18 protein-coding genes are annotated in these 20,414 nt (G+C 72.8%); 2 read left to right on the top strand and 16 right to left on the bottom strand.

Going from position 1 to position 20,414, the window contains the following annotated elements; genetic code table 11:
* Window positions 1–3: 3 nt before the first annotated feature.
* From O159_RS01570 to O159_RS01590, 5 genes are all read right to left on the bottom strand, one after another.
* Window positions 4–570, bottom strand: a complete 567-nt coding sequence (locus tag O159_RS01570) for a NifU family protein (protein ID WP_021754021.1) — start codon at window positions 568–570, stop codon at window positions 4–6.
* Window positions 567–2,468 carry a ferrous iron transporter B gene (gene feoB, locus O159_RS01575; RefSeq protein WP_021754022.1) on the bottom strand — a complete coding sequence of 634 codons (1,902 nt, stop codon included), beginning with the start codon at window positions 2,466–2,468 and terminating at the stop codon, window positions 567–569. Before feoB ends, O159_RS01570 begins: the two co-directional genes overlap by 4 nt.
* Window positions 2,465–2,740 carry a FeoA family protein gene (locus O159_RS01580; RefSeq protein ID WP_043993890.1) on the bottom strand — a complete coding sequence of 92 codons (276 nt, stop codon included), beginning with the start codon at window positions 2,738–2,740 and terminating at the stop codon, window positions 2,465–2,467. The genes feoB and O159_RS01580 overlap by 4 nt, the downstream gene beginning before the upstream one ends.
* Window positions 2,741–2,744: 4 nt before the next feature.
* The gene (locus O159_RS01585; protein ID WP_021754024.1) at window positions 2,745–3,083 is read right to left on the bottom strand and encodes a DUF7882 family protein; all 339 of its coding nucleotides are present in this window, start codon (window positions 3,081–3,083) and stop codon (window positions 2,745–2,747) included.
* Window positions 3,084–3,158: 75 nt separating this feature from the next.
* Window positions 3,159–4,427: an LCP family protein gene (locus tag O159_RS01590; RefSeq protein ID WP_021754025.1), complete on the bottom strand. Its 1,269-nt coding sequence runs from the start codon at window positions 4,425–4,427 to the stop codon at window positions 3,159–3,161.
* A 174-nt stretch (window positions 4,428–4,601) separates the two neighbouring features.
* Between O159_RS01590 and O159_RS01595 the strand changes: the two genes are divergently transcribed.
* Window positions 4,602–5,873: an Nramp family divalent metal transporter gene (locus O159_RS01595; RefSeq protein WP_021754026.1), complete on the top strand. Its 1,272-nt coding sequence runs from the start codon at window positions 4,602–4,604 to the stop codon at window positions 5,871–5,873.
* A gap of 706 nt (window positions 5,874–6,579) precedes the next feature.
* Here O159_RS01595 and O159_RS01600 read toward each other — a convergent pair.
* From O159_RS01600 to O159_RS01630, 7 genes are all read right to left on the bottom strand, one after another.
* Window positions 6,580–7,068 (bottom strand): DUF805 domain-containing protein, encoded by a 489-nt coding sequence (locus O159_RS01600; RefSeq protein ID WP_021754027.1) that lies wholly within the window; start codon window positions 7,066–7,068, stop codon window positions 6,580–6,582.
* A 174-nt stretch (window positions 7,069–7,242) separates the two neighbouring features.
* Window positions 7,243–7,563 carry a CHY zinc finger protein gene (locus tag O159_RS01605; RefSeq protein ID WP_021754028.1) on the bottom strand — a complete coding sequence of 107 codons (321 nt, stop codon included), beginning with the start codon at window positions 7,561–7,563 and terminating at the stop codon, window positions 7,243–7,245.
* Complete coding sequence (locus tag O159_RS01610; RefSeq protein ID WP_021754029.1) at window positions 7,560–8,171, bottom strand: energy-coupling factor transporter transmembrane component T family protein; 612 nt, start codon at window positions 8,169–8,171, stop codon at window positions 7,560–7,562. The genes O159_RS01605 and O159_RS01610 overlap by 4 nt, the downstream gene beginning before the upstream one ends.
* On the bottom strand, window positions 8,165–8,851 hold the full coding sequence (locus tag O159_RS01615; protein WP_021754030.1) for an energy-coupling factor ABC transporter ATP-binding protein: 687 nt from the start codon (window positions 8,849–8,851) through the stop codon (window positions 8,165–8,167). The genes O159_RS01610 and O159_RS01615 overlap by 7 nt, the downstream gene beginning before the upstream one ends.
* The gene (locus tag O159_RS01620) at window positions 8,848–9,963 is read right to left on the bottom strand and encodes an acetyl-CoA C-acyltransferase (protein WP_021754031.1); all 1,116 of its coding nucleotides are present in this window, start codon (window positions 9,961–9,963) and stop codon (window positions 8,848–8,850) included. The genes O159_RS01615 and O159_RS01620 overlap by 4 nt, the downstream gene beginning before the upstream one ends.
* Window positions 9,956–11,056, bottom strand: coding sequence for an AMP-binding protein (locus O159_RS01625; RefSeq protein ID WP_021754032.1), 1,101 nt, complete (start codon window positions 11,054–11,056; stop codon window positions 9,956–9,958). The genes O159_RS01620 and O159_RS01625 overlap by 8 nt, the downstream gene beginning before the upstream one ends.
* Window positions 11,053–11,697 (bottom strand): biotin transporter BioY, encoded by a 645-nt coding sequence (locus O159_RS01630; protein WP_021754033.1) that lies wholly within the window; start codon window positions 11,695–11,697, stop codon window positions 11,053–11,055. Before O159_RS01630 ends, O159_RS01625 begins: the two co-directional genes overlap by 4 nt.
* Window positions 11,698–11,752: 55 nt before the next feature.
* On the opposite strand from O159_RS01630, the gene O159_RS01635 reads away from it, so the two are divergent.
* The gene (locus O159_RS01635; protein ID WP_081689919.1) at window positions 11,753–12,364 is read left to right on the top strand and encodes a TetR family transcriptional regulator; all 612 of its coding nucleotides are present in this window, start codon (window positions 11,753–11,755) and stop codon (window positions 12,362–12,364) included.
* On the opposite strand, the gene O159_RS01640 is transcribed toward O159_RS01635, so the two are convergent.
* The 4 genes from O159_RS01640 to O159_RS01655 form a co-directional block, all read right to left on the bottom strand.
* Window positions 12,345–12,722 (bottom strand): DUF3566 domain-containing protein, encoded by a 378-nt coding sequence (locus O159_RS01640; RefSeq protein ID WP_021754035.1) that lies wholly within the window; start codon window positions 12,720–12,722, stop codon window positions 12,345–12,347. The two genes, O159_RS01635 and O159_RS01640, sit on opposite strands and share 20 nt — an antisense overlap.
* Window positions 12,723–13,062: 340 nt before the next feature.
* Entirely contained in the window at window positions 13,063–14,718 is a 1,656-nt protein-coding gene (locus O159_RS01645; protein WP_236609514.1) for an LCP family protein, read from the bottom strand.
* A 169-nt stretch (window positions 14,719–14,887) separates the two neighbouring features.
* Window positions 14,888–15,673: a DNA-formamidopyrimidine glycosylase family protein gene (locus O159_RS01650; protein ID WP_021754037.1), complete on the bottom strand. Its 786-nt coding sequence runs from the start codon at window positions 15,671–15,673 to the stop codon at window positions 14,888–14,890.
* A 25-nt stretch (window positions 15,674–15,698) separates the two neighbouring features.
* On the bottom strand, window positions 15,699–20,396 hold the full coding sequence (locus tag O159_RS01655; RefSeq protein ID WP_021754038.1) for an ATP-dependent helicase: 4,698 nt from the start codon (window positions 20,394–20,396) through the stop codon (window positions 15,699–15,701).
* Window positions 20,397–20,414: the final 18 nt, after the last annotated feature.

Genomic DNA, 20,414 nt, shown 5'->3' on the forward strand with positions numbered 1-20,414 from the left:
CGCTCAGATCGCGCGGCGCGGCCACAGCGCCGGCGCATCCAGCACGCAGCGCACCTCCGGGTGGCTCTCCCGCAGGTGCGCCGTGATCCGGTTGGCGACGGTCTGGCCGGCCGCCGGGCAGGTGCCGCAGGTGCCGCCCAGGCGCAGTGTCACGACGCCCTCATGGACCGAGACGATCGTGGGTCGGCCTCCGTGCGAGCGGATGAAGTCTCCCGCGGCTCCGTCGAGCAACTGTACGAGCGCGGCCTGGAGCGATTCGTCGTCGGCGGGCGACGGGACGCTCGCCGGGCTGGAGAGCGTCCACGCTCCGGGGGCGCTCAGCGCATCGCCCAGCGATCGCCGGATCGCGTCGCCGGATCGGCGCCAGCCGAGCGCGTCGTTCAGCTCGACGAGCACCTTCCCGCCGGTCAGGCGCAGCTCGGCCAGCTCGCCGCCGGACAGCAGCGCTCCGAGCTCCCCCGGAGCGGCGATCACCTCGCCGCTGCGGGGGAACAGACCGTCCGGGACCGTCCACAGGAGGGCCGCCGGGCGTCCGGGTACCGCCTCGGGATGCATCGGCACGGCGCTCATGCCGTGCCCGACAGCCAGCCGAACGCGATGTTCGCGATCCAGGCGCCTGTCCACGCGAGCGCGAACATCGAGCCGAAGGCGATCAGAGGCCAGCGCCACCCGCCGGACTCTCGCCGCATCACCGCGATGGTCGACATACACTGCAGGGCGAACATGAAGAACACGATCAGAGCCGCGATCGTGCCGGGTGAGAACAGCGGAACCGAGTGTCCCGCTTCGTCCACCCGCTCCATGGCGCGCAGCGCCGACGCGGGGTGGTCGGCGTCGTCGGCGGCGGCGATCTGCCCGAGCGTCGAGACGAAGGTCTCCCGCGCGGTGAGCGACGCCAGCACCGCCACGTTGATGTGCCAGTCGAAGCCGAGCGGCTCGAACACCGGCTCCACGAAGCGCCCGATCTCCGCGGCGACGCTCCGGTCGATCGCGGGCGCGGAAGCCGAGGCCGAGCGCGCGACGGCCGCGCCCGGAGCGGCGATGTTGAGCAGGAGCCACATGACGACGCTCGCGGCGAGGATGATGGTGCCGCACTTGCGCAGGAACATGGCGATGGCAGCCCAGGTGGACAGAGCCAGCGAGCGCAGCGTGGGCCGCCGGTAGGGCGGCATCTCCATCGAGAAGAACACCCCCTCTGAGCGCCGTCCGCCCTGCAAGCGCGCGACCACCCAGGAGGCCGCCATCGCGACGACCGCGCCGAAAAGGTAGAGGGCGAACATCACCAGCCCCTGCGCCTGGAACGGCCCGAAGCGGGCGTGCGGGCTCACCAGCATCCCGACGAGGAGGACATACACCGGGAGCCGTGCGGAGCAGGTGACCAGGGGGGCGGCGACCATGGTCGCGATCCGGTGGCGCGCGGAGGGCAGGGTGCGCGTCGCCATGATCCCGGGGATGGCGCAGGCGAACGACGAGAGCAGCGCCACGAACGCCCGGCCCTCCAGCCCGGCTTGCGACATCACCCGGTCCATCAGGAAGGCCGCGCGGGAGAGGTACCCCGAATCCTGGAGGAAGGCGAGCATGAGGAGCATCAGGGCGATCTGCGGCAGGAAGGCGACGACGGTCCCCACTCCGCCGATCACCCCGTCCGCCAGCAGGCTCGCCAGCCACGGCCACGGCACCGCGGCGTCGACCAGTGTGGCGAGCTGGCCGCAGAGGTCGGTGATGGCATCCTGGGCCGGTGCGGCGACGGTGAAGATGAGCTGGAAGAACACGAACATCACGCAGGCGAAGACACCGACGCCGACGACGGGATGCAGCAGCAGGGCGTCCGCCCGGTCCGTCGTGCGGTCGACGCCCGGCGGCCGGTGCCCGGCGGCGGCCGCGACCGAGCGCGTCCACGCGACCAGTTCCTCCCGATCCGCCGGGGGCGGCAGGAGCGGCGCCGACCAGCTCGCCGACGTGGAGCAGAACTCGCGCAGCAGCGCGCCCGAGGAGCGCCGGGTGGCGACGGCGGAGATCACCGGAGCGCCGATGGCCCGCTCCAGGCTGTCGACGTCGATGCTCCCGCCGCGGCGCGCCAGCTCGTCGGTCATCGTCAGGACGACGGCGGTGCGGATGCCGTGCTGCAGGATCTGCCCGAGCAGCACGAGCGATTGTTCGAGTCGCGTGGAGTCGATGACGACGAGCAGCGCGTCGGGGAGCTCTTGCGTCCCGTCCTCCCCGCCCAGCCGGGCGGTGACGATCGCCTCGTCCGGGCTGAGCGGCGTCAGGCTGTACGTCCCGGGCAGGTCCTCCACGACGAACGGCCGTCCGTCCGCCTGGAAGGTCCCCTGCTTCCGGGCGACGGTGATTCCCGGGTAGTTGCCGGTGCGGGCGGTGAGCCCGGTCAGCAGGTTGAAGACGCTGCTCTTCCCCGTGTTCGGCTGGCCGACGAGGGCGAGCGTCGTCGGCGTCTCGACCGCGTTCATCCCTCGGTCACTTCGACCAGGGACGCCTGGGCGCGGCGCAGGCAGATCTCGACGGACCCGACGCGGTAGTGTGCCGGGTCGCCGAGCGGGGCCCTCCGCAGCACGCGGACGGTCGCTCCGGGCGTGAAGCCCAGGTCTTGCAGTCTCTGGACCACCTCTGGACGTTCCCCGACGACGCGGCGCACGACGGCCACGCCTCCCGGGACGACGCCGGACAGGCGGGGGCCCGACCCGGTCGAGTGAGGTAAGGCTATCCTTATTTGCTTTGGCATGTCCTCATCGTGCGGCACCCACGTCTGTCCGAGTGGAGCGGCGGACGGGTTTAGGTGACGTCTCGATGCGCATACCCGACAGGGTGCTGGCGGCGCCGAGCAGCTCGCCCACCCGGGCGCGATCGGTCTTCGGCCGCTCGCAGGAGTCGAAGGAGAACAGCAGCGGCTGACCCGGCCCGACGAGCACGCTCTGCTCCGAAGCGCCCCGTTGCGTCTGCTCCGTCCAGCTCACGGCGAACATCTCCCGGCACCGGAGTTTGACCCCCATCGCGACCCGCAACTGCTCCAGCTCCATGTCGTCCAGCTCGATCCGTGCCGTGCTGCCGATCTGCAACGTCCCCATCCGAACCCCTCCCGTCGGTGTGCGTGCTGTGAAGCTATCGGCACAGTGCGATGCCTGAGTGGGGGAGTGAGTGGCTCAGTTCACGCAGGGGATGCCGCCCGCCTCGAGCGGAGCGTCCGGGGCGGTGGTCGCCGTGCTGTGGTTCAGAGCGGGTGGCGACGGGGCCGTGGATCCCGTCGCCGGGGGCGCTGTCGCCGGCGTCGGCGAAGCGCTCCCCGTGCCGAGCAGACCGGCGACGATGCCCTGGATCGTCGCCGGGTCCACGATGTTCACGGATTTCCCGTCGACGGTCGCGAACCGCGCGACCGGCAGGGTCTGGAACGACAGTCCGCCGCCGGAGAGCCGCTGCGCATCGCCGGCGAAGCTCAGCAGATCGAACCCGTCGTCCACGGCGATGTACTGCTTCGCGGTGTCCAGCAGCCGCTGCAGCGTGCCCAGGTCGGTGAAGGTCTCGGCGCGGCGCAGCTTGTGCGCGAGCGAGAGGATGAACGCCTGCTGCCGTCGCGTCCGGTCGAGATCGGTCAGCTCGAGGTCGGACGGCCCGGTGTCGCGCCGCTGCCGGACGAAGCTCATCGCCTGCGCCGCGTTGAGCTCCTGCATGCCCGCGGGGAAGTCGGCGCCCGAGTACTTGTCCTTCGTCGCGTGGTTGAGGCACACCGTGATGGGCTGCACTGCCTGCGCCACGCGCTCGAAAGCGGCCATCGTGATCTCGATGAAGTGGTCGATCCGCACACCGCCGAGGAAGTCCGAGACCGTCCGGATCTGGGTCTGCCGTGCGGCTGCGCGCGCCTGCTGGTAGGCGTCGGCCCGGGCGACGCCCTGTTTGCGCAGCGCGCGCAGGTTCTCGTCGAGGGAGAGGCCGTAGGCCTCCTTGATCTTCGATGTCCTCACGCTGTCCGGCGCGCCCGAGAGCGGGGCGTAGTCGTCGCGGGGGATCGAGATCCCGACCGCTTTCCCCCCGTCGGCGGGCAGGTGGACGAGCATGAGGACATTCGCGTTGTACCCGCCGTCGCTCTGGTCGCCCGCGTGGAGCGCTTGGTACAGCTCGCGCGGGAGCGGGTCGCCGTTCTGGTCCACCCGGCTGTCGAGCCCCATCACCAGGATGTTCACCTCGCCGTGCGGTGTCGGTGTGGGCGAGCCGGACGGTGCGGCCAGGGTGAAGCCGGAGCGGTGGAGGGAACTGGTGAGATCGACGTAGGCGTACGCTGTCACGGTGCAGGCCGCGACCAGGACAGCAGTGAGCGAGCCGGCGATCAGCAGCGTGAGCCGCCGGCGGCGTCGCACGGCCGCTCGGTGGCGGATCGGGCGGCGGCGGTGTGTCAGGGGACGCTCGTCCGGTGTCATCGGCGGTTCTCTCGCTTTCGTCGGGGTCGGCCTTCAGAACGTAGGTGGTGCCCTCTGTCTCCGAGTGGCGCTGGCGACGGGTTGAGTGGTGTGAGAGGTTAAGAACAATGATATTAGGCTCGCCTAACATCATGCGCAGAGGTCGATGCCGTCGGCCGGGAGAGGAGAAAGAGGATGAGCGGAGGAGGCGACGTCGCCGTCATCGCCGGCGAGCGTGCGAAGGGGCCGGGGCCGGGCCGGCTGGGCGCCGGACGGCTGCTGTTGCTGGGCCCCGCGTTCGTCGCAGCGATCGCCTATGTCGACCCGGGGAACGTCGCGGCGAACCTCACGGCGGGAGCGAGCTACGGGTACCTGCTCGTGTGGGTGCTCGTCGCCGCCAATGCGATCGCAGTGTTCGTGCAGTACCAGTCGGCGAAGCTCGGCATCGTGACCGGCCGGAGCCTCCCGGAGCTTCTCGGCGAACGGCTGGGCGCGGGCGCCCGGCGTGGCTACTGGGCCCAGGCGGAGGTGGTGGCCGCCGCGACCGACATCGCCGAAGTCATCGGCGGCGCGATCGCGCTGAACCTGCTGTTCGGGCTGCCGTTGCCGCTTGGCGGGCTCATCGTGGGCGTGGTCTCCATCGGCATCCTCGCCCTCCAATCGCGCCACGGCCAGCGAACGTTCGAGCTGGTCATCGTCGGGTTCCTCGCGGTCATCTCCGTCGGCTTCCTCGCCGGGCTGGTCGTGAGCCCGGTGGACTGGGGCGAGGCCGCGGGCGGGCTGCTCCCGCGGTTCGACGGCACGCCGACGGTGCTGCTCGCCGCGAGCATGCTCGGAGCGACTGTGATGCCGCACGCGATCTACCTGCACTCGGCCCTCGCGCGCGACCGGCACGGCGCGACCGACGACCCCGGCCGCATCCGCACGCTGCTGAGCGCCACCCGGCTGGATGTTGTCCTCGCGCTCATCGTCGCCGGCGCCGTCAACATCGCCATGCTCCTGCTTGCGGCCGCGTCGCTCCCGGGCGTTCCCGGGACCGACACGATCGAGGGCGCTCACGCGGCGATCACCGCGGCGCTCGGACCCGCCATCGGAGTGATCTTCGGGATCGGCCTGCTGGCCTCCGGTCTCGCCTCCACCTCGGTGGGCAGCTACGCTGGGGCCACCATCATGAGCGGACTCCTGACGGTGCGGGTGCCTCTGCTCGCGCGCCGGGTCGTCACCCTCATCCCGGCCGTCGTCCTCCTCGCCCTCGGTGTCGACCCGACCAGGGCGCTCGTGCTGTCGCAGGTCGTCCTCAGCCTCGGCATCCCGTTCGCGATGATCCCGCTGCTGCGCCTCACCGGCTCCCGGGCCCTCATGGGCGACCGGGCCGATGCGCTCTGGGTGCGTGCCGCGGGCGGCGTTGTCGCGGCGCTGGTGGTGCTGCTCAACCTCGCCCTGGTCGTCCTGACGCTGCTGGGGTGACGGCGTCGGCGGAACGGCGCTGGCTGAGTGGAACGCCTAATTCGGGTTCGTTCGTCGCCCAGGGGCCTGCGGGCGGGACAGGATGGGGATGTTTCGAGGCGGACGGGTTCGGGTCCTGTTGCCGCCCCGGGACGACGGGCCTTCCCATTCGAGCAGGCGGTGGGCCCCGGGGAGGGATCGGTTGCTTACCCGCATCGGTCCCGATCCCTCCCCCTTCTCCGGGGTTTGTCCCGGGGCATCAAGGTGACAGCGGAGCCCGCGTCGCCCGGTCTCTCGGCGGGGCTGGCCGGTGTGCGAGAGGACGCGCCGGGGAGGCAGAGTTCGGCGCAGCTCTGCGGCAGACGCGTCCAAGCGCCGTCCGTCCGGGGCTGTCGGCCGCGGAGGCCCACCCGATGAGCGCCGCGGCCGACAGCCGGCTCGGGGAACGGAGCCCCATCACCTCTCCTCGAGCGTTGTCGGTCACGACTCAGTGACGACTCCACGAGAGTAGGCGCGGGCCTCTCCCGCCTCGTCGCGATCGTCCGCCGATGGGCGGGATATCACCCTTGAGGTGATGCCAGCCGACCCGGCCCCGTCCGGGCAAAAACGGAGGAGATCCGGCCTATCCTGGCCCCGTTCTCCTCCGTTTCCGGTCTTCCGGCCCTTCTCGTCGGAAAGTTCCTCCCTTTCCGTCCCCTGTCCTCCGTGGCGGCGGACGGGCGTAGTGCTAGCCGCGGGGCCGGTCGAACCGGGCGCCTGCCGGGGCCGACGGAAGCAGTGTGAACACCAGGAGCACGATGCTGCCGAACGGGATGAATGTGATGAAGAACCACGGCCCTGCGAAGTTGGCGTCGTGGAGGCGACGCCAGATCAGGGCCAGACACGGCACGACCGTCGCGACGAACCAGAGGAACCCCAGGACGCCGACCATCCAGGAGCCAGGACCGGGGACCGCTGTGCCGTCCTCGGCGATCGTGCTGCCGGCGAGGCCGGAGATGAGCGCGAGCCCCCAGAGCACGACGTTGACGATGACGTCGAACAGGAACCACCACCAGTACTCGCTGCGGCTGGCACGCCCGGTGAAGTCCGCGTACTTCTGGAAGAAGCGCCGCACGCTCGCGCCGAGGCTTGCGCCGGGCAGCGGAGCCCAGAGTGGAACGGTCCCACCGGGCAGCGATGCGTCGGGGGCGGGCGGGGGCGGTGTCTGGTACGTCATGGTCGGTCGATCCTTTCGATCTGCGGTGCGGTGAAGCTTCGGTGCGGAAAGGCTGAAGCGTCAGTCAACCGCATCCGTGCCGCAGACCGGGTCTGTCTCGCGGCGTGTTTCTGTCCCCGGGGGCGGGCGCCGCCGCGCCGCCGCTCGCGAATGCGTGCCGCTGGTGCGCTCCGCTCAGACCTCGAAGTACAGCCCTGCGTGTGCTTTGCAGCCCGGGTTGAACGGCGTCGCGCACGCCGGGCAGTTCTCCGTTTCGAGGTAGTCGGCGATGGTGAGCGTCTCCCCGCAGACCCCGCACAGGATGGCGTGTACACCTCGCTCGGCGGCCGGCCAGGGGCGCGCGGGATGCCCGGCGGTCTCGGCGTGGCAGAGGTGGCACGGGTAGTACTCGCCGCAGCACGCGAACCGGATCGCGATCACATCCAGCGGTGTCCGGTAGTGGACGCAGCGGGTCCGCTCGTCCACGACCGGGCCGAGCACCCGCGGCCGGCTCACCGGACGCCCCTTGCCGCCAGCGCGTCGCCCAGCTCGTCGGCGTGCTTCAGCGCGACGATCGTGTAGGGGACGAGGAAGGCGCCGGGGCCGCCGCGCACGCCGCGGGCGCGCTGCGCGTCCCGGACGTCCCCGGCCAGGCGGGCGAGCACGGGGATCGTCCCGAATGTGACTGTCAGGAGCAGCGCCGCCCGCTCCGGATCGAGCCGCACCCGTGCGAGCGGGCGGAGGCCGCGCTCGACGGCGTCGAGCAGATCGGTCGCCCGTGTGGTCAGCACGAGGAGCCCCGCGAGGACGATCGCCGTCGTCACGCGGGCCGTGTTGGACACGGCCGGCTCCGGTCCGAGGAAGACGAGCTGACCGGCGAGAGTGATCGCGATCAGCCAGCGCACGGCCAGGACCTGCCGCGCCAGCTCGAGCATCCCGAGCATCCCGTCGCCGAGTCCCGCCGTCGCGTAGGCCAGGACGCCCGCGCCGGCGGCGACCGCTGCCGCGGCCCACAGGCTCGGCAGCGCCGACACGGCGAGGACCAGCGCGAGGAGCAGAAGGGTCTTGGGACCGGCCGGCATCCGGTGCAGCCAGCCGTTCCCGGGCCGGTAGAGCGTCAGCACGCGAGCCTCCTCTCGTACTCGGAGAGCACCGTCTCCGGAGCGCCGGTCGCCGCGAGACGGCCCTCCGCGAACAGGACCGCCGTCTCGCAGCGCGCCGCCAGGGCGAGGTCGTGCGTCACGAGCACGAGCCGGTGCCCGGCGTCCTCGAACAGATGGCCGGCCACGCGGCGGGCATTGCGCGCGTCCAGGTACGCCGTCGGCTCATCGGCGACGACCAGCTCCGGCCTCCGGACGAACGCGCCGCACAGGGCGAGCAACTGCTTCTGGCCACCGGAGAGATCGTGCGAGGGCCGATCGACCAGGGCGGCCAGCCCGAAGCGCTGAAGCGCCTCGGCGACCCTCGCCGCCGACTCCGCGCGCGGCAGCCGCTCCCGGCGGAGGGAGAAGGCGACATCCTCCGCGACCGTCGGCATCACGATCTGCGCGTCCGGGTTGCTGAACACGAGAGCGGTGCGGCGGCGCAGCTCGGCGGCGTCTCGGCGTGGGTCGAGGCCCAGGATGCGGACCTCGCCCGCGGTGGGCTCGGCCAGCCCGCCGAGCAGCCGCGCGAACGTCGACTTGCCCGATCCGTTCTCCCCGATCACCGCGATCGTGCGGGCGCCGAGCGTGAGCGAGACCTCGCGCAGCGCGTCGGTGTCGCCCAGGCGGACCGTGGCGGCGTCGAGGTGGAGCACACTCACCGCACCACCTCCACCACGGCGGCCACACCCATCCCGCCACCGATGGAAGCGGCCGCGACGCCGAGGGTCCCGGCCGGGGCCCCCGCGCGCACCAGCCGGCTGAACAGCCGCACCACGGCCACCGCCCCGCTCGCCCCCCAGGGGTGCCCCAGCGCCAGCGCGCCGCCGTCCGCACAGACGCGCGGGTCGTCGTCCGCGACGCCGATGCGGCCGAGGACGGCCAGACTCTGCGCGGCGAACGCTTCCACCAGCTCGATCGCGGCGATGTCGCCGACCGGAACCGCCGCCGCCTCGAGCGCAGCGAGGATGGCCGGCGCCGCTCCGACTCCGGGCCGTGCCGGATCGCAGCCGACGATCGCTCCGGATCGCACGGCGAGCCCCGCTGCCGTCCCCGGCGGGGCGACCAGCACCGCGGCGGCGCCGTCGCCGATGCGCGTCGAGGTCCCCGCCGTCACCGTCCCGCCCGGGAAGAGCGCGGGAAGCCGTCCGAGCAGCCGGGCGGCCCTGCCGATCGCGTCGTCGCTCTCGCACCCGCCGAGGTGTACGAGCTCGCCGGCGAACCGGCCGGCCTCCCGCGCGGCGCGGGCCCGCGCGTGGCTGCGGCCCGCGTGGGCGTCCTGCCGCTCCCGCGAGATCCCGTCCGCCCAGGCGAGATCCTCCGCTGCGCGCGGCATGTCCGGGTCTGGGAACCCGGCCGGTGCGAACGGAGCGCGGTCGTAGCGGACGCCGCCGGAGGCGCGGACGGGCGCTGTGGAGGCGCTCTCCGCGCCACCCGCCAGATGCACCCGGCCATCGCCCGCGCGGATCGCCGAGACCGCGTCGAGCACGGCCGCGAGCCCGCTTCCGCACTGCCGGTCGACGGTTCCGCCGGGGACCGCCGCGCCGAACCCCGCCGCGAGAGCGGCCACGCGCGCCGGGTTGCCGCCCGGCCCCATGCAGTTGCCGAGAAGCACATCCGCGAGCGGGAGGGAAGCGTTCGCGGCGGCCTCCCCGTCCGCGAACGCGGCCCGCAGCACGGCAGCGGCGAGTTCTTCCACCCGGAAACCGGCGAGCGCGCGCCCGCGGGTGGCGATGGGCGTGCGGCGTGCCGCGATGATGACGGGGTCAGCCAAGCGACCGCACCTCCCCGTCGCGCGCGCGGCGGGCCGCTTCGGCGCGCGCCGGTTTGCCCGACGCGCTCCGGGGGAGCGCTCCCGCGAACCACCGTCGCGGGCGGTGGGCGGTGGCCAGCTCCGCGGCCGCGACTGCGCGGAGCGCCGACAGCTCGATGTCCTGCCCGGACTCCGGTTCGACCAGCGCTGCCACCAGCGCCCCGATCGGACCGCTCGGGAGGCCGAACGCCACCGCATCGCGAACGCCGGGCGCCGTCCGCAGCACGGCTTCGACCTCCTCCGGGACGATCGTGGCCGATGCGCTCAGGATGGCGTCGTCCGCGCGGCCGAGCAGCCGCAGCCGCCCGCCCGACGACTCGGCACGGTCACCGACGGTCGCCCAAGCGCCGTCGCGGCGCAGCGGCCCGGGCGCGCCGGCGTAGCCGGAGGCCAGGAACGGGGAACGCACCCAGAGCGTCCCGTCGCGGAGGTCGAGGTCGACACCGGGAAAGGCGCGCAGGCCGTCGCCGGAGTCGACGGCGACGAAGGAGAGTTCGGCCGCGCCGTAGTACGCGGTCAGGCGGACGCCCGCGGCGGCGGCGCGGGAACGGAGCGCAGGGTCGAGGTGGGAGCCGCCGACGAGGGCGGAGCGCAGCGGGACGGAGGCCGCGGGAGTCTCCAGTGCGGCGCGGAGCGCCTGCGGCGTCGCGTGCAGCGCGGCGGCGGAGCCGGCGGCGGCGGCTCCGACGGCCGGGCGGAGGCCGGCGGCGAGCGCGTGGGCGAGCGAGAAGAGCGTGAGCGACGACGATGCCGGAAGGGGAAGCGCCACAGCGTCTCCCCGCTCGACCCCCAGATACCCCGCGACCGCGGCGTACGAGGCCGCCCACGATTCCTCGCTCCGCAGCACGATGCGCGGTGCGCCGCTGCTGCCCGAGGTCAGTGTCGCCCACGCCGTCCCGGCCGGAGGCTGTGCCGCCGCGGCGGCCGCCCGCACAGCCCTCCACTGCGCACGCGCCCAGCGATCGTCGCCGACGAGAGGGATGTCGCCGGCTGACCGGACGGCGCTCAGCCGTTCGAGGAGGGCGGGGTCGCCCGAGCGGAGGAGGACGATCACGGGACCGCCGCCGCCTCCGGGGCTGGTCGCGGCGCCCGCCGGTGCGCCCAGGTGCGGCGGAACGCGCGCGGGTAGGCGCGCACCAGTGTCATCGTGATGGCCGTCGCGAGCACCGCTTTCGCGATGTCGCCGGGGACGAACACGAGACTGGTCAGTGCCGTCTCGGCGAGCGGCAGTCGCGTCACGAAGCTCTGCACGGGGATGCCGGCCGCGTACACGACGAGGATGCCGCCGGTCGCGATCCCGAGCGCGGTGCGCCAGAGCACCGGCTTCCGGCCGCCCGCGTGGACGAGGAGGCCGATCGTCAGGGCGCCGAAGACCCAGCCGAGCGCGTAGCCGGCGGAGGGCCCGCCGAAGACCGCCGCGCCGCCGCGTCCGCCGGCGAGGAGCGGCAGTCCCACGGCGACGAGCGTGAGCAGCACGGTCATCGAGAGGGCGCCGAGCCACGGCCCGAGGATCGCGCCCGCCAGCATCACGCCGAGGGTCTGCGCGGTGATCGGCACAGCGCCGAACAGTGTGAGCCCGCCGGGCAGTCCGAGGACGGCGACCAGCGCGGCGGAGGCGGCGACGCGCGCGATGTCCCGCGCGTCGAGGCGGCGCGAGCGCGCGCGCGGCGGGGTCGGTGCGGGGGCGGAGGTCATGGCGGGTCCTAACCTGAACGGTGTTCACCTGAACAGCGTTCACTATAGTGGTGCCGTGACAGGCACCGAAAGCACACGTCGGCACACCCGCGACGATGTGGCGGAGGCGGCGCTGCGTATCCTCGACGATGTCGGGCTTCCCGATCTCACGATGCGCCGCTTGGCAGCGGCGCTCGAGGTGCAGCCGAGCGCGCTCTACTGGCACTTCCCCAACAAACAGACCCTGCTGGCCGAGCTCGCGGACCGCATCGTTGCGAGCGCGGCGACATCCGTGCGCCCGGAGCCTTGCGGGTCATGGACGAGCGGCGTCCGCGCCGAGGCCGATCGGCTCCGGGATGCGCTGCTCGCCTGCCGCGACGGCGCCGAGGTGGTCGCGAGCACGCTCGCGCTCGGACTCGGCTCGACCGTCGCGCGCGACCGTCTCGCGAGCGCCGTCGCGGGCGGCGGCTTCGACGCGGCGACCTCTCGCCGTGCCGCCGACGCGCTGCTGCATTTCATTCTCGGCCACGTCTCACACGAGCAGCAGCGGACGCAGTACGACAGCTTCGGCGTCCTGACCGGCGCCGATCGGGGGGCGGCGACCGGGGCGGAGGATCCGGTCGGCGGCTTCGGCTTCGGCGTCGGCCTGCTGGTGGGCGGACTGGAACTCACTCGTTCCCGAAAATGAGCTTCCAGCCCCCGGCGACGTTGGTGGCGAGGTTGTAGAGCGCGGCGACGATCGCCCCGAGCGCGGAGACGACGATGACTTCCAGCAGGGCGACGACCAGGGTGAAGGTCATCACGTTCGGGAAGGTGAGATCGGAGACGAGCGTGGCGCCTTTCTTTCCGGCGATGCTGGCCAGGAAGTCGCTGGCGGCCCCGAGGGCTCCGAAGCGTTCGAGGGCCGCCCAGAGAAGAAGCGTCAGCACGATGGTGAAGGGGGCGACGATCAGGCTGACCAGGAAGGACATTTTCAGCGCCGACCAGAAATCGATGTAGACCAGACGCATGCTCACTCGCTTGGCCTGCTTCTTCTGTGCCGGCATCGTGCCTCCCCGTGCTGGTGCTGCCACCGGATGACGGCGTTCCCCGGGTTTTCATCGTAGCGAACGCCGCGAGGCAGGGCGCACAGGGAAGCGAACCGATCGGCCGGGTATGCATGTATTAGGGTGGCGGGGGCGGACGCTCGACTGCCGTAGAACGCTTCCCGCCGTCTCGGCCGGGCAGCGGATGGGGGGATGGCGGTCGAGCGCCCCGCCCAGGTGCGGCATCCCGCCGCTGAGAGACCGGCTCCCGATCCGGCGTGTCGCGCACGCTCACACCGTCACCGGACCGGGCAGCCGGCTGCCGTGACCCTGTCCGTCGCGGGAGCCCCGCGCCAAGGCGTCAGTTGATGCACACCTTGTCCGAGTAGCTGGTCGCCGGACCGGAGGGTGTGGGCGCCGGCGCGGCCGGGGCCGGCGAGCCCGAGGCCGCTGTGGACGGCGCGGCGGGCATGATGCCGTCGTCGCCGAGCACCACCGTCACCGTGCTGACGCTGGCCGTCTCCTGCACCGCGGCCCCGGCGAGGTAGGCGGCGACGGCCTTGGCCTGCGATTCCTGGCCCTTCGGATACTGGATGACCGTGGTCGCGCGGGTGCTCGCGTCGCCGGCCGTCCCGGTCTTGAACCCGGCTGCGGCGAATGTCTGGGTCGCGCTGGCGGCGGCGCCGTTCTGGCTGCCGCCGTTGAGGACGGTGACGGTCGTCTCCGCCGGTTTCGCGGCCTTGGCGTCCTCGTAGGCGCTCGGCGTGCCCATCAGGCTCTGGACGAACGCCGGCATCGCTGCCGTGTCCACCTCGACGATCGAGAGGTCCTCGCCGTCCACGGTGATTGTCGGAGTGCCGGTGATCGGGATCGTGGCCGACTGGATCTTGCCGCCGGTCAGGCCTTGCAACTGCGCGGCGAGCTGCAAGAAGTCGAGACCGGGGTCGGTCTCGATCGAGCCGCTCACGGCATCCAGCACCTTTGTCAGCTTGCCCGGGTTCAGCAGCGTTCCCGCGGAGAGGAACTTGCGCGCCTCGACGGAGAGGAAGTATTGCTGGCGGACGACGCGGTCCAGGTCGCCGCGCGGCAGCCCGTGCCGCTGACGCACGAACGACAGCGCCTGCTTCGCGTCCAACGTCGAGACTCCGGCAGGGAACTTCGCTCCCGAGTAGGGGTCGTCGACCGCCTCGTTCAGGCACACCTGGATCGGGCCGAGAGCCTGCGCAATGGTGTAGAAGCCGAGCAGTGAGACCCGGACGTAGTGGTCGATGCCCAGCCCCGTGAGGTTCTGCACGGTCTGGATGAGCAGCTTCGCGCCCGCGGCCGAGTCGCTCGCGCCGCCGCCGAGCGAGAACGCGGCGTTGAGCTTGTTCATCCCGTGGCCGGGCACCGCCACCCAGGAGTCGCGCGGCAGCGAGATCAGTGTGGCGGACTTCCCATCGGCCGGGACGTGCAGGATCATCATCGTGTCCGTGTTGGTGCCGCCCCCGTCGCCGGTGGTGCTCAGCTGGTCGAGTTCGGCCTGCGTCGCGCCATCGGGCCGGTGGTCGTCGCCGACCAGCAGGATGTTCTGGTCCTGACCGTCCACGTCGTGCGCCGGTTTGTCGATCACATCGACGCGGGAGACCCCTCCCACGAACCGGAAGTAGCTGTAGGCCGCGTACCCGCCCACGACGACCAGGAGCACAGCGAGGGAGGCCGCCGTCCAGGCGATGATCCGCTTCGCGCGGCGGCGCTTGCGGGGAGGACGGCCGCCGCTGCCGTCTCCGCCGCCGCCTCCCGGGAGGCTCGGGCCGCCCCAGCCGCCGTCTCCGCTGCGACCTCCTCCGCTCAGCCCGAACGGATCGAACTCCGCCGCTCTCGCAGCGCTCGCACCGGCCCGTGTACGCCCCGAAGGTGCCTCGGTCGCCGGCCGGGTCGCCCGCACCGGCCGGCGCGGGTCGCGCTGCTGGTTCGCGGGCACGCGGCCGAGGATCTCGGTCGCCGGCTCATCGCCGTCGGCGCCGGGATCGTTCACAGAGAAATTCGGGCGTCGCACACCGAAACGTTAGAGCGCGCACCCTGCGAAGGGCCTGTTTCCGCGCAGCGTTCCCGAGAAATCGCCAGCAAGTCCGGGCTAATCTCCCAGCGGTCGCACGGCAAAGCTCGCTGCGAGAACTCTTACGGTTCCGCCGTGCCCGCCCGGATCAGCTCTGGCAGACCGGGCAGAAGTAGGTGACCCGCTCTGTCAGCTCCGTGTACCCGAGCCGGCCCCGCCGGATCGGCGTCCCGCAGCGCCGGCACGGCTGCCCCTGCCGTCCGTACACCCAGACGGTGCGCCCGCGGCGGGTGTCGCCGGTGGTCACCCGCACGCTCCGGTCGCGATTCGCGGTCAGCAACCGGTGGGCGAGATCGACAGCGGCGGGGATGTCCGCTTCGCGCACCGGCCGGGTCGGCAGCATCCCGCGCAGGAAGCACAGCTCGTTCGCGTAGACGTTCCCGATCCCCGCGAGCACGCGCTCATCGAGCAGGGCGACCGCGACCGGCGTCCCCAGACGCTCCCGGAGGCGTCGCACCGCCTCGGCGGCCGACGACGCATCCCAGCCCGGGTCCAGCAGATCCGGTCCGAGGTGGCCGACCGCCTCGTCCTCCCGTTCGCGAGGAAGCAGGTCCAGCGTCCCGAGCAGAAACCCGACCGCCTCGCCCTCCTTGGTCCGGAGAACGACGCGCGCCTGGTGCGCGGGATGCCGCCAGCGGCCGTCCGGCGGATACACCTCCCATGAACCGTCCATTCTCAGGTGGCTGTGGATGCTGTGCCCGCCCACCCGGATCAGCAGGTGCTTCCCGCGGCTGACCACGTTGTCGACGCGCTGCCCGCTGAGGTCCACGGTCGCGTACGCGGGTACGCGGAAGTCGGTGGCCGTGAGCACCCGCCCCGCGAGCGCTCGGCGCAGCCGGTCCGCGGCCTGGTAGACGGTGTCTCCCTCAGGCATGGTCTCCCTCAGCCATGCGCGGGCCTCATCCGCGCAGCCGCAGCCCGCGCGGGGTGGGCAGGAAGCCCGCCTCCGCGAGCGCTTCGCCCAGCGGCGTCCCGAGCACGAAGCCGCCGTTCGCGGTCTCGATCGCCAGTCTGTCCACGCGCCGGCCGGTCACCAGCGCCGCGAGGGCTCGCGCCGCCGCCGCCAGCGCCGGGCGGGCCGCATCGTCTGTCTCCGCAGCCACGAAGCTCAGGAGGCTCTTGCCGCCGCGTTCAACGTACAGCGTCAGCTCGCCGTCGACCAGGACGACGAGCGCTCCGGCCTTCCGCCCGGGGCGGTGCCCGGTCCCCGAGCCGGTCGCGCCGTCGGCCGCGCGCGGGGCGGCCGGCCATGGCAGCGCGGCGCCGTACGGATTCGCCGGATCGGTCGCGGCCAGCGCGACCGCCCCGAACGGCCGTTCCTGCGTGTGGTCACGCGCGAACGAGCGCAGCCGGTCCACGGTCGGCCCGCTCGCGAACTGCGCGCCTCCCAGCGTCTCCACGAAGTAGCCGCGGCGCGCCCGCCCGGTCTCCTCGAACCCGCTCAGCACTTTGTACGCGAGGGCGAATCCACCGGGCGTCCCCTCGTTCATCACCGAGCCCCGGGTGACGACGCCGTACCGTTCGAGCAGTGTCTCGGCCTGGCCGTGGGCGCGGACTGTGGAGTCGAGGTCGCGCTCCGGCAGCAGCGCCCAGCGCCCGGCCACGGTCGGCGGTCCCATCCGGGCGGGCATCGTCGAGCGCCCGCTCGCTCGCCCGCGGTACATCCGGGAGCGTGCCGGCTGGCGGGGCCGCTTGTGGGCGGCGGAGCCGCCGCCCGTGTGCGTGCGCAGCGGCGCGAGCGTGTCGTTGGTGACGAGTCCCGCCCAGACGAGGTCCCAGAGCGCGGTGACGAGCGTGGAGTCGTCCACCGGCTCGCCCCTCTCCGCCCCGAGCGCGTCGGAGAGCTGGCGGAAGAAATACCCGCCGCCCCGAGCGAGGGCCGCCAGCACTCCCCGCTGAACCTCGTCGGGCTCGGATTCGACCGGGGGAGCGAGCGTCAGCGGTGCGGCGTCGGAGAGATGGAGGCTGACCCAGCCGTCGTTCCCCGGCAGCGCGCCGTCCCCAGCCCAGATGACCTCGCCGGCCGCGGTCAGCTCGTCCAGCATGGCCGGACTGTAGTCGGCGACGCGCGCCGGCAGCACCAGCGACTCCCAGGCGGAGGCCGGGATGCGGGCCCCGGCCAGCTGCTCGATCACCGATGCCACGGCGTCCACCCCGCGCAGCGACGAGCCAAGGTGCTGCCAGTCGGGGAGGAACCGGGCGAATGTCGCGGTGTCGACCGGTTCGACCTCGTGCCGCAGCGCGGCCAGCGACATCCGCCGGAGCCGCCGCAGGATCTCGTCGTCACACCACTCGGCGCCGTGCGCGTGCGGGCGGAATTCGCCCTCCACCACCCGGCTGTCGTGGGCCAGCCGCCGCAGCGCGTCCTGCACGATCGCCGAGCCGAGCCCGAACCGCGTCGCGATGTCGGCGGTCTCGAACGGGCCGTGCGTCCGCGCGAACCCGCTGACCAGGTCTCCGAGCGGATCGTCCACCGGCTCGATGAACGCCACGGGCACGCCCATCGGGAGCGGCACGCCGAGGGCGTCGCGCAGACGGGACGCGTCCTCGATCGCGGCGAACCGGCGCGTCCCGGCGATGCTGATCTCGAGCGCGCGTTTGGCGTCCACGAGCGCGGCGAGGTGGGCGGCCGCGCTCTCCCGCTGGGCGCCGGAGGGCGGGGCGCTGTCGGCGGCGTCCTCCGCGGCAGCGCCCTCCGGCTGCAACCGCGCCGCGACCTCCTCCGCCGACAGCGGTCCGAGCAGCCGCAGCAGGTCCGCCACGCCTTCGACCCCGCGCACCCGCCGCTCCGGGGCCAGTCGTTGCGCCTGCCGCTCCACACGCTCGATCACGGCCGGGTCGAGCAGTTCGCGCAGCTCCGCGCGCCCGAGCAGTTCGGCGAGCAGACCCGTGTCGAGCGACAGCGCCGCCGCACGGCGCTCGGCCAGCGGGCTGTCGCCCTCGTACATGAACGCGGCGACATATCCGAACAGCAGCGACCGCGCGAACGGCGACGCCGTCTCGGTATACGCCTCCACCAAACGGATGCGGCTCTGCGCGATCTGCTGGGCGACCTCGTTCAGCGCCGGCAGATCGTACACATCCTGCAGACACTCCCGGACGGTCTCCAGGATGATCGGGAAGCTCGGGTACTTGCGGGCCACCTCCAGCAGCTGCGACGCTTTCTGCCGCTGCTGCCAGAGCGGCGAGCGTTTGCCGGGGTTCTGCTTCGGCAGCAGCAGCGCCCGCGCGGCGCACTCCCGGAAGCGCGACGCGAACAGCGCCGAACCGCCGACCTCGGCCGTCACCAGCTCGTCGAGCTTGGCCGGTTCGAAGACGAATAGCTCCGCGCCGGGCGGAGCGGAGTCCGTGTCGGGAAGACGCACGATCACCCCGTCGTCGGCCGCCATCGCGCCCGCCTCGACCCCGTAGCGCTCGCGCACCCGCGACTGCACCGCCAGCGCCCAGGGCGAATGCACCTGCATGCCGAAAGGGGAATGCAGCACGACGCGCCAGTCGCCGAGCTCGTCGCGGAACCGTTCGACCACCAGCGTGCGGTCGGTGGGCAGGTGGCCCGTCGCCTCCTTCTGCTCCCGGAGGAACGCCAGCAGGTTCGCCGTCGCGTTGCCGTCGAGCCCCGCCTCCACGCAGCGCAGCTCCGCGTCGGCGGGGGAGGCGGCGCTCACCTCCCGCAGAAAAGCGCCGACCGCGCGGCCCAGCTCCGCCGGCCGTCCGATCCCGTCGCCCTTCCAGAACGGCAGCCGCCCCGGCTCGCCGAAGGCCGGTGTCACGTTTACCCGGTCGTGGGTGATCTCCTGGATGCGCCAGCTGGTCGACCCGAGCGCGAACACATCGCCGACGCGCGACTCGTACACCATCTCCTCGTCCAGCTCGCCGACCCGGCTGGCCTTCTCGCCGACCAGATACACAGCGAACATGCCGCGGTCCGGAATGGTGCCGCCGCTGACCACCGCCAGCCGCTGCGCCCCCGGGCGTCCGGCGATGGTCCCCGCGTCCCGGTCCCAGACGATCCGTGGCCGCAACTCAGCGAACTCGTCCGACGGGTAGCGGCCCGCGAGCAGGTCGAGCGTCGCGTCGTACGCGCTGCGCGGCAGGGTCGCGAACGGCGCGCTGCGCCGCACCGTGTCGAACCAGTCGTCGGCGTCGAGCGATTCGAGCGCGGTCGCGGCGACGGTCTGCTGGGCGAGGATGTCGAGCGGATTCGCCGGGACCCGCAGCGTCTCGATCAGGCCGGCGACCATCCGCTCGGTCGCGACGGCCGAGTGGACGAGATCGGCCCGGTGTTTGGGGAACACCACCCCGCGAGACACCTCCCCGACCTGGTGACCGGCCCGCCCGACGCGCTGCAACCCGCCCGCCACCGACGGCGGAGCCTCCACCTGCACCACCAGTTCCACCGCGCCCATGTCGATGCCGAGCTCCAGGCTCGACGTCGCGACCACGCAGCGCAGGCGGCCGGATTTGAGGTCGTCCTCGATCAGGGCGCGCTGCTCTTTGCTGACGGACCCGTGGTGAGCCCGCGCCAGCACGGGGGCCTCGGCGTCGTCCGTCACAGCCGGCGAGCCGCGGGTCTGGCCCGCGGCGCCCATCAGCTCGGCCGGCGCGCGGCGCGGGTCGGTTTTCTCGGCGCTCGCGACGCCCCCGGCCTCCTCGCTCTCCGTCCCGCCGAGCATCCGCTCTTCGTAGATCTCGTTCAGGCGGGAGGTCAGCCGTTCCGCGAGCCGTCGCGAGTTCGAGAACACGATGGACGATCGGTGGGCGAGCACCCGATCGACGATCGCCTCTTCGACGTGCGGCCAGATTGACCCCGCCTGCGGGGCCGAACCATCGTCGCCGCTCGCGACGGCGGAGGTGCCGAGCTCGCTCATGTCCTCCACCGGCACGACCACGCGCAGGTCGAACCGCTTGCCCGCGGGCGGCGCCACGATCTCCACCGGGGCCTGTCCGGCCAGGAAGCGGGCGACCTCCTCCGGCGGCCGCACCGTCGCCGACAGCCCGATCCGCTGCGCGGGGCCCGGCAGCAGGGCGTCCAGCCGTTCCAGGGAGAGCGCCAGGTGCGCACCGCGCTTGGTCGAGGCGACCGCGTGAACCTCGTCGACGATCACCGTCTCGACCGTCGTCAGCGTCTCCCTGGCCTGCGAGGTCAGCATCAGGAAGAGCGACTCCGGTGTGGTGATCAGGATGTCGGGCGGATTCGACACCAGCGCCCGCCGCTCGGCCGAGGGGGTGTCGCCCGAGCGCACGCCCACGCTGACGTGCGGCGGCTGCGCCCCGAGCCGTCTCGCCGTCTGTGTCACGCCGACGAGCGGTGCGCGGAGGTTCCGCTCCACATCCACCCCGAGCGCCTTCAGCGGCGAGATGTAGAGCACGCGCGTCCCGGGGTTCGCATCGGCCGGCCGCGGCTCGCTCGCCAGGCGGTCGATCGCCCAGAGGAAGGAAGCGAGCGTCTTCCCGGAACCGGTCGGCGCGATCACCAGCGCGTGCCGACCCCGCGAGATCGCCTCCCACGCGCCCGCCTGCGCCTCGGTCGGTGCGGCGAAGGCCCCGCGGAACCACTCGCGGGTGGCGGGGGAGAACCGGTCGAGCACATCGCTCATCCACCCATCATGCCCCCG

Origin of the sequence: Leifsonia xyli subsp. cynodontis DSM 46306, assembly GCF_000470775.1 — a bacterium.
In the GTDB taxonomy this organism is placed as follows: domain Bacteria; phylum Actinomycetota; class Actinomycetes; order Actinomycetales; family Microbacteriaceae; genus Leifsonia; species Leifsonia cynodontis.

Excerpts from the sequence above, each read along its gene's own strand:
- O159_RS01570 (WP_021754021.1), bottom strand. The coding sequence starts at position 570 with ATGAGCGCCGTGCCGATGCATCCCGAGGCGGTACCCGGACGCCCGGCG.
- feoB (WP_021754022.1), bottom strand. The coding sequence starts at position 2,468 with ATGAACGCGGTCGAGACGCCGACGACGCTCGCCCTCGTCGGCCAGCCG.
- O159_RS01580 (WP_043993890.1), bottom strand. The coding sequence starts at position 2,740 with ATGCCAAAGCAAATAAGGATAGCCTTACCTCACTCGACCGGGTCGGGC.
- O159_RS01585 (WP_021754024.1), bottom strand. The coding sequence starts at position 3,083 with ATGGGGACGTTGCAGATCGGCAGCACGGCACGGATCGAGCTGGACGAC.
- O159_RS01590 (WP_021754025.1), bottom strand. The coding sequence starts at position 4,427 with ATGACACCGGACGAGCGTCCCCTGACACACCGCCGCCGCCCGATCCGC.
- O159_RS01595 (WP_021754026.1), top strand. The coding sequence starts at position 4,602 with ATGAGCGGAGGAGGCGACGTCGCCGTCATCGCCGGCGAGCGTGCGAAG.
- O159_RS01600 (WP_021754027.1), bottom strand. The coding sequence starts at position 7,068 with ATGACGTACCAGACACCGCCCCCGCCCGCCCCCGACGCATCGCTGCCC.
- O159_RS01630 (WP_021754033.1), bottom strand. The coding sequence starts at position 11,697 with ATGACCTCCGCCCCCGCACCGACCCCGCCGCGCGCGCGCTCGCGCCGC.
- O159_RS01640 (WP_021754035.1), bottom strand. The coding sequence starts at position 12,722 with ATGCCGGCACAGAAGAAGCAGGCCAAGCGAGTGAGCATGCGTCTGGTC.
- O159_RS01650 (WP_021754037.1), bottom strand. The coding sequence starts at position 15,673 with ATGCCTGAGGGAGACACCGTCTACCAGGCCGCGGACCGGCTGCGCCGA.
- O159_RS01655 (WP_021754038.1), bottom strand. The coding sequence starts at position 20,396 with ATGAGCGATGTGCTCGACCGGTTCTCCCCCGCCACCCGCGAGTGGTTC.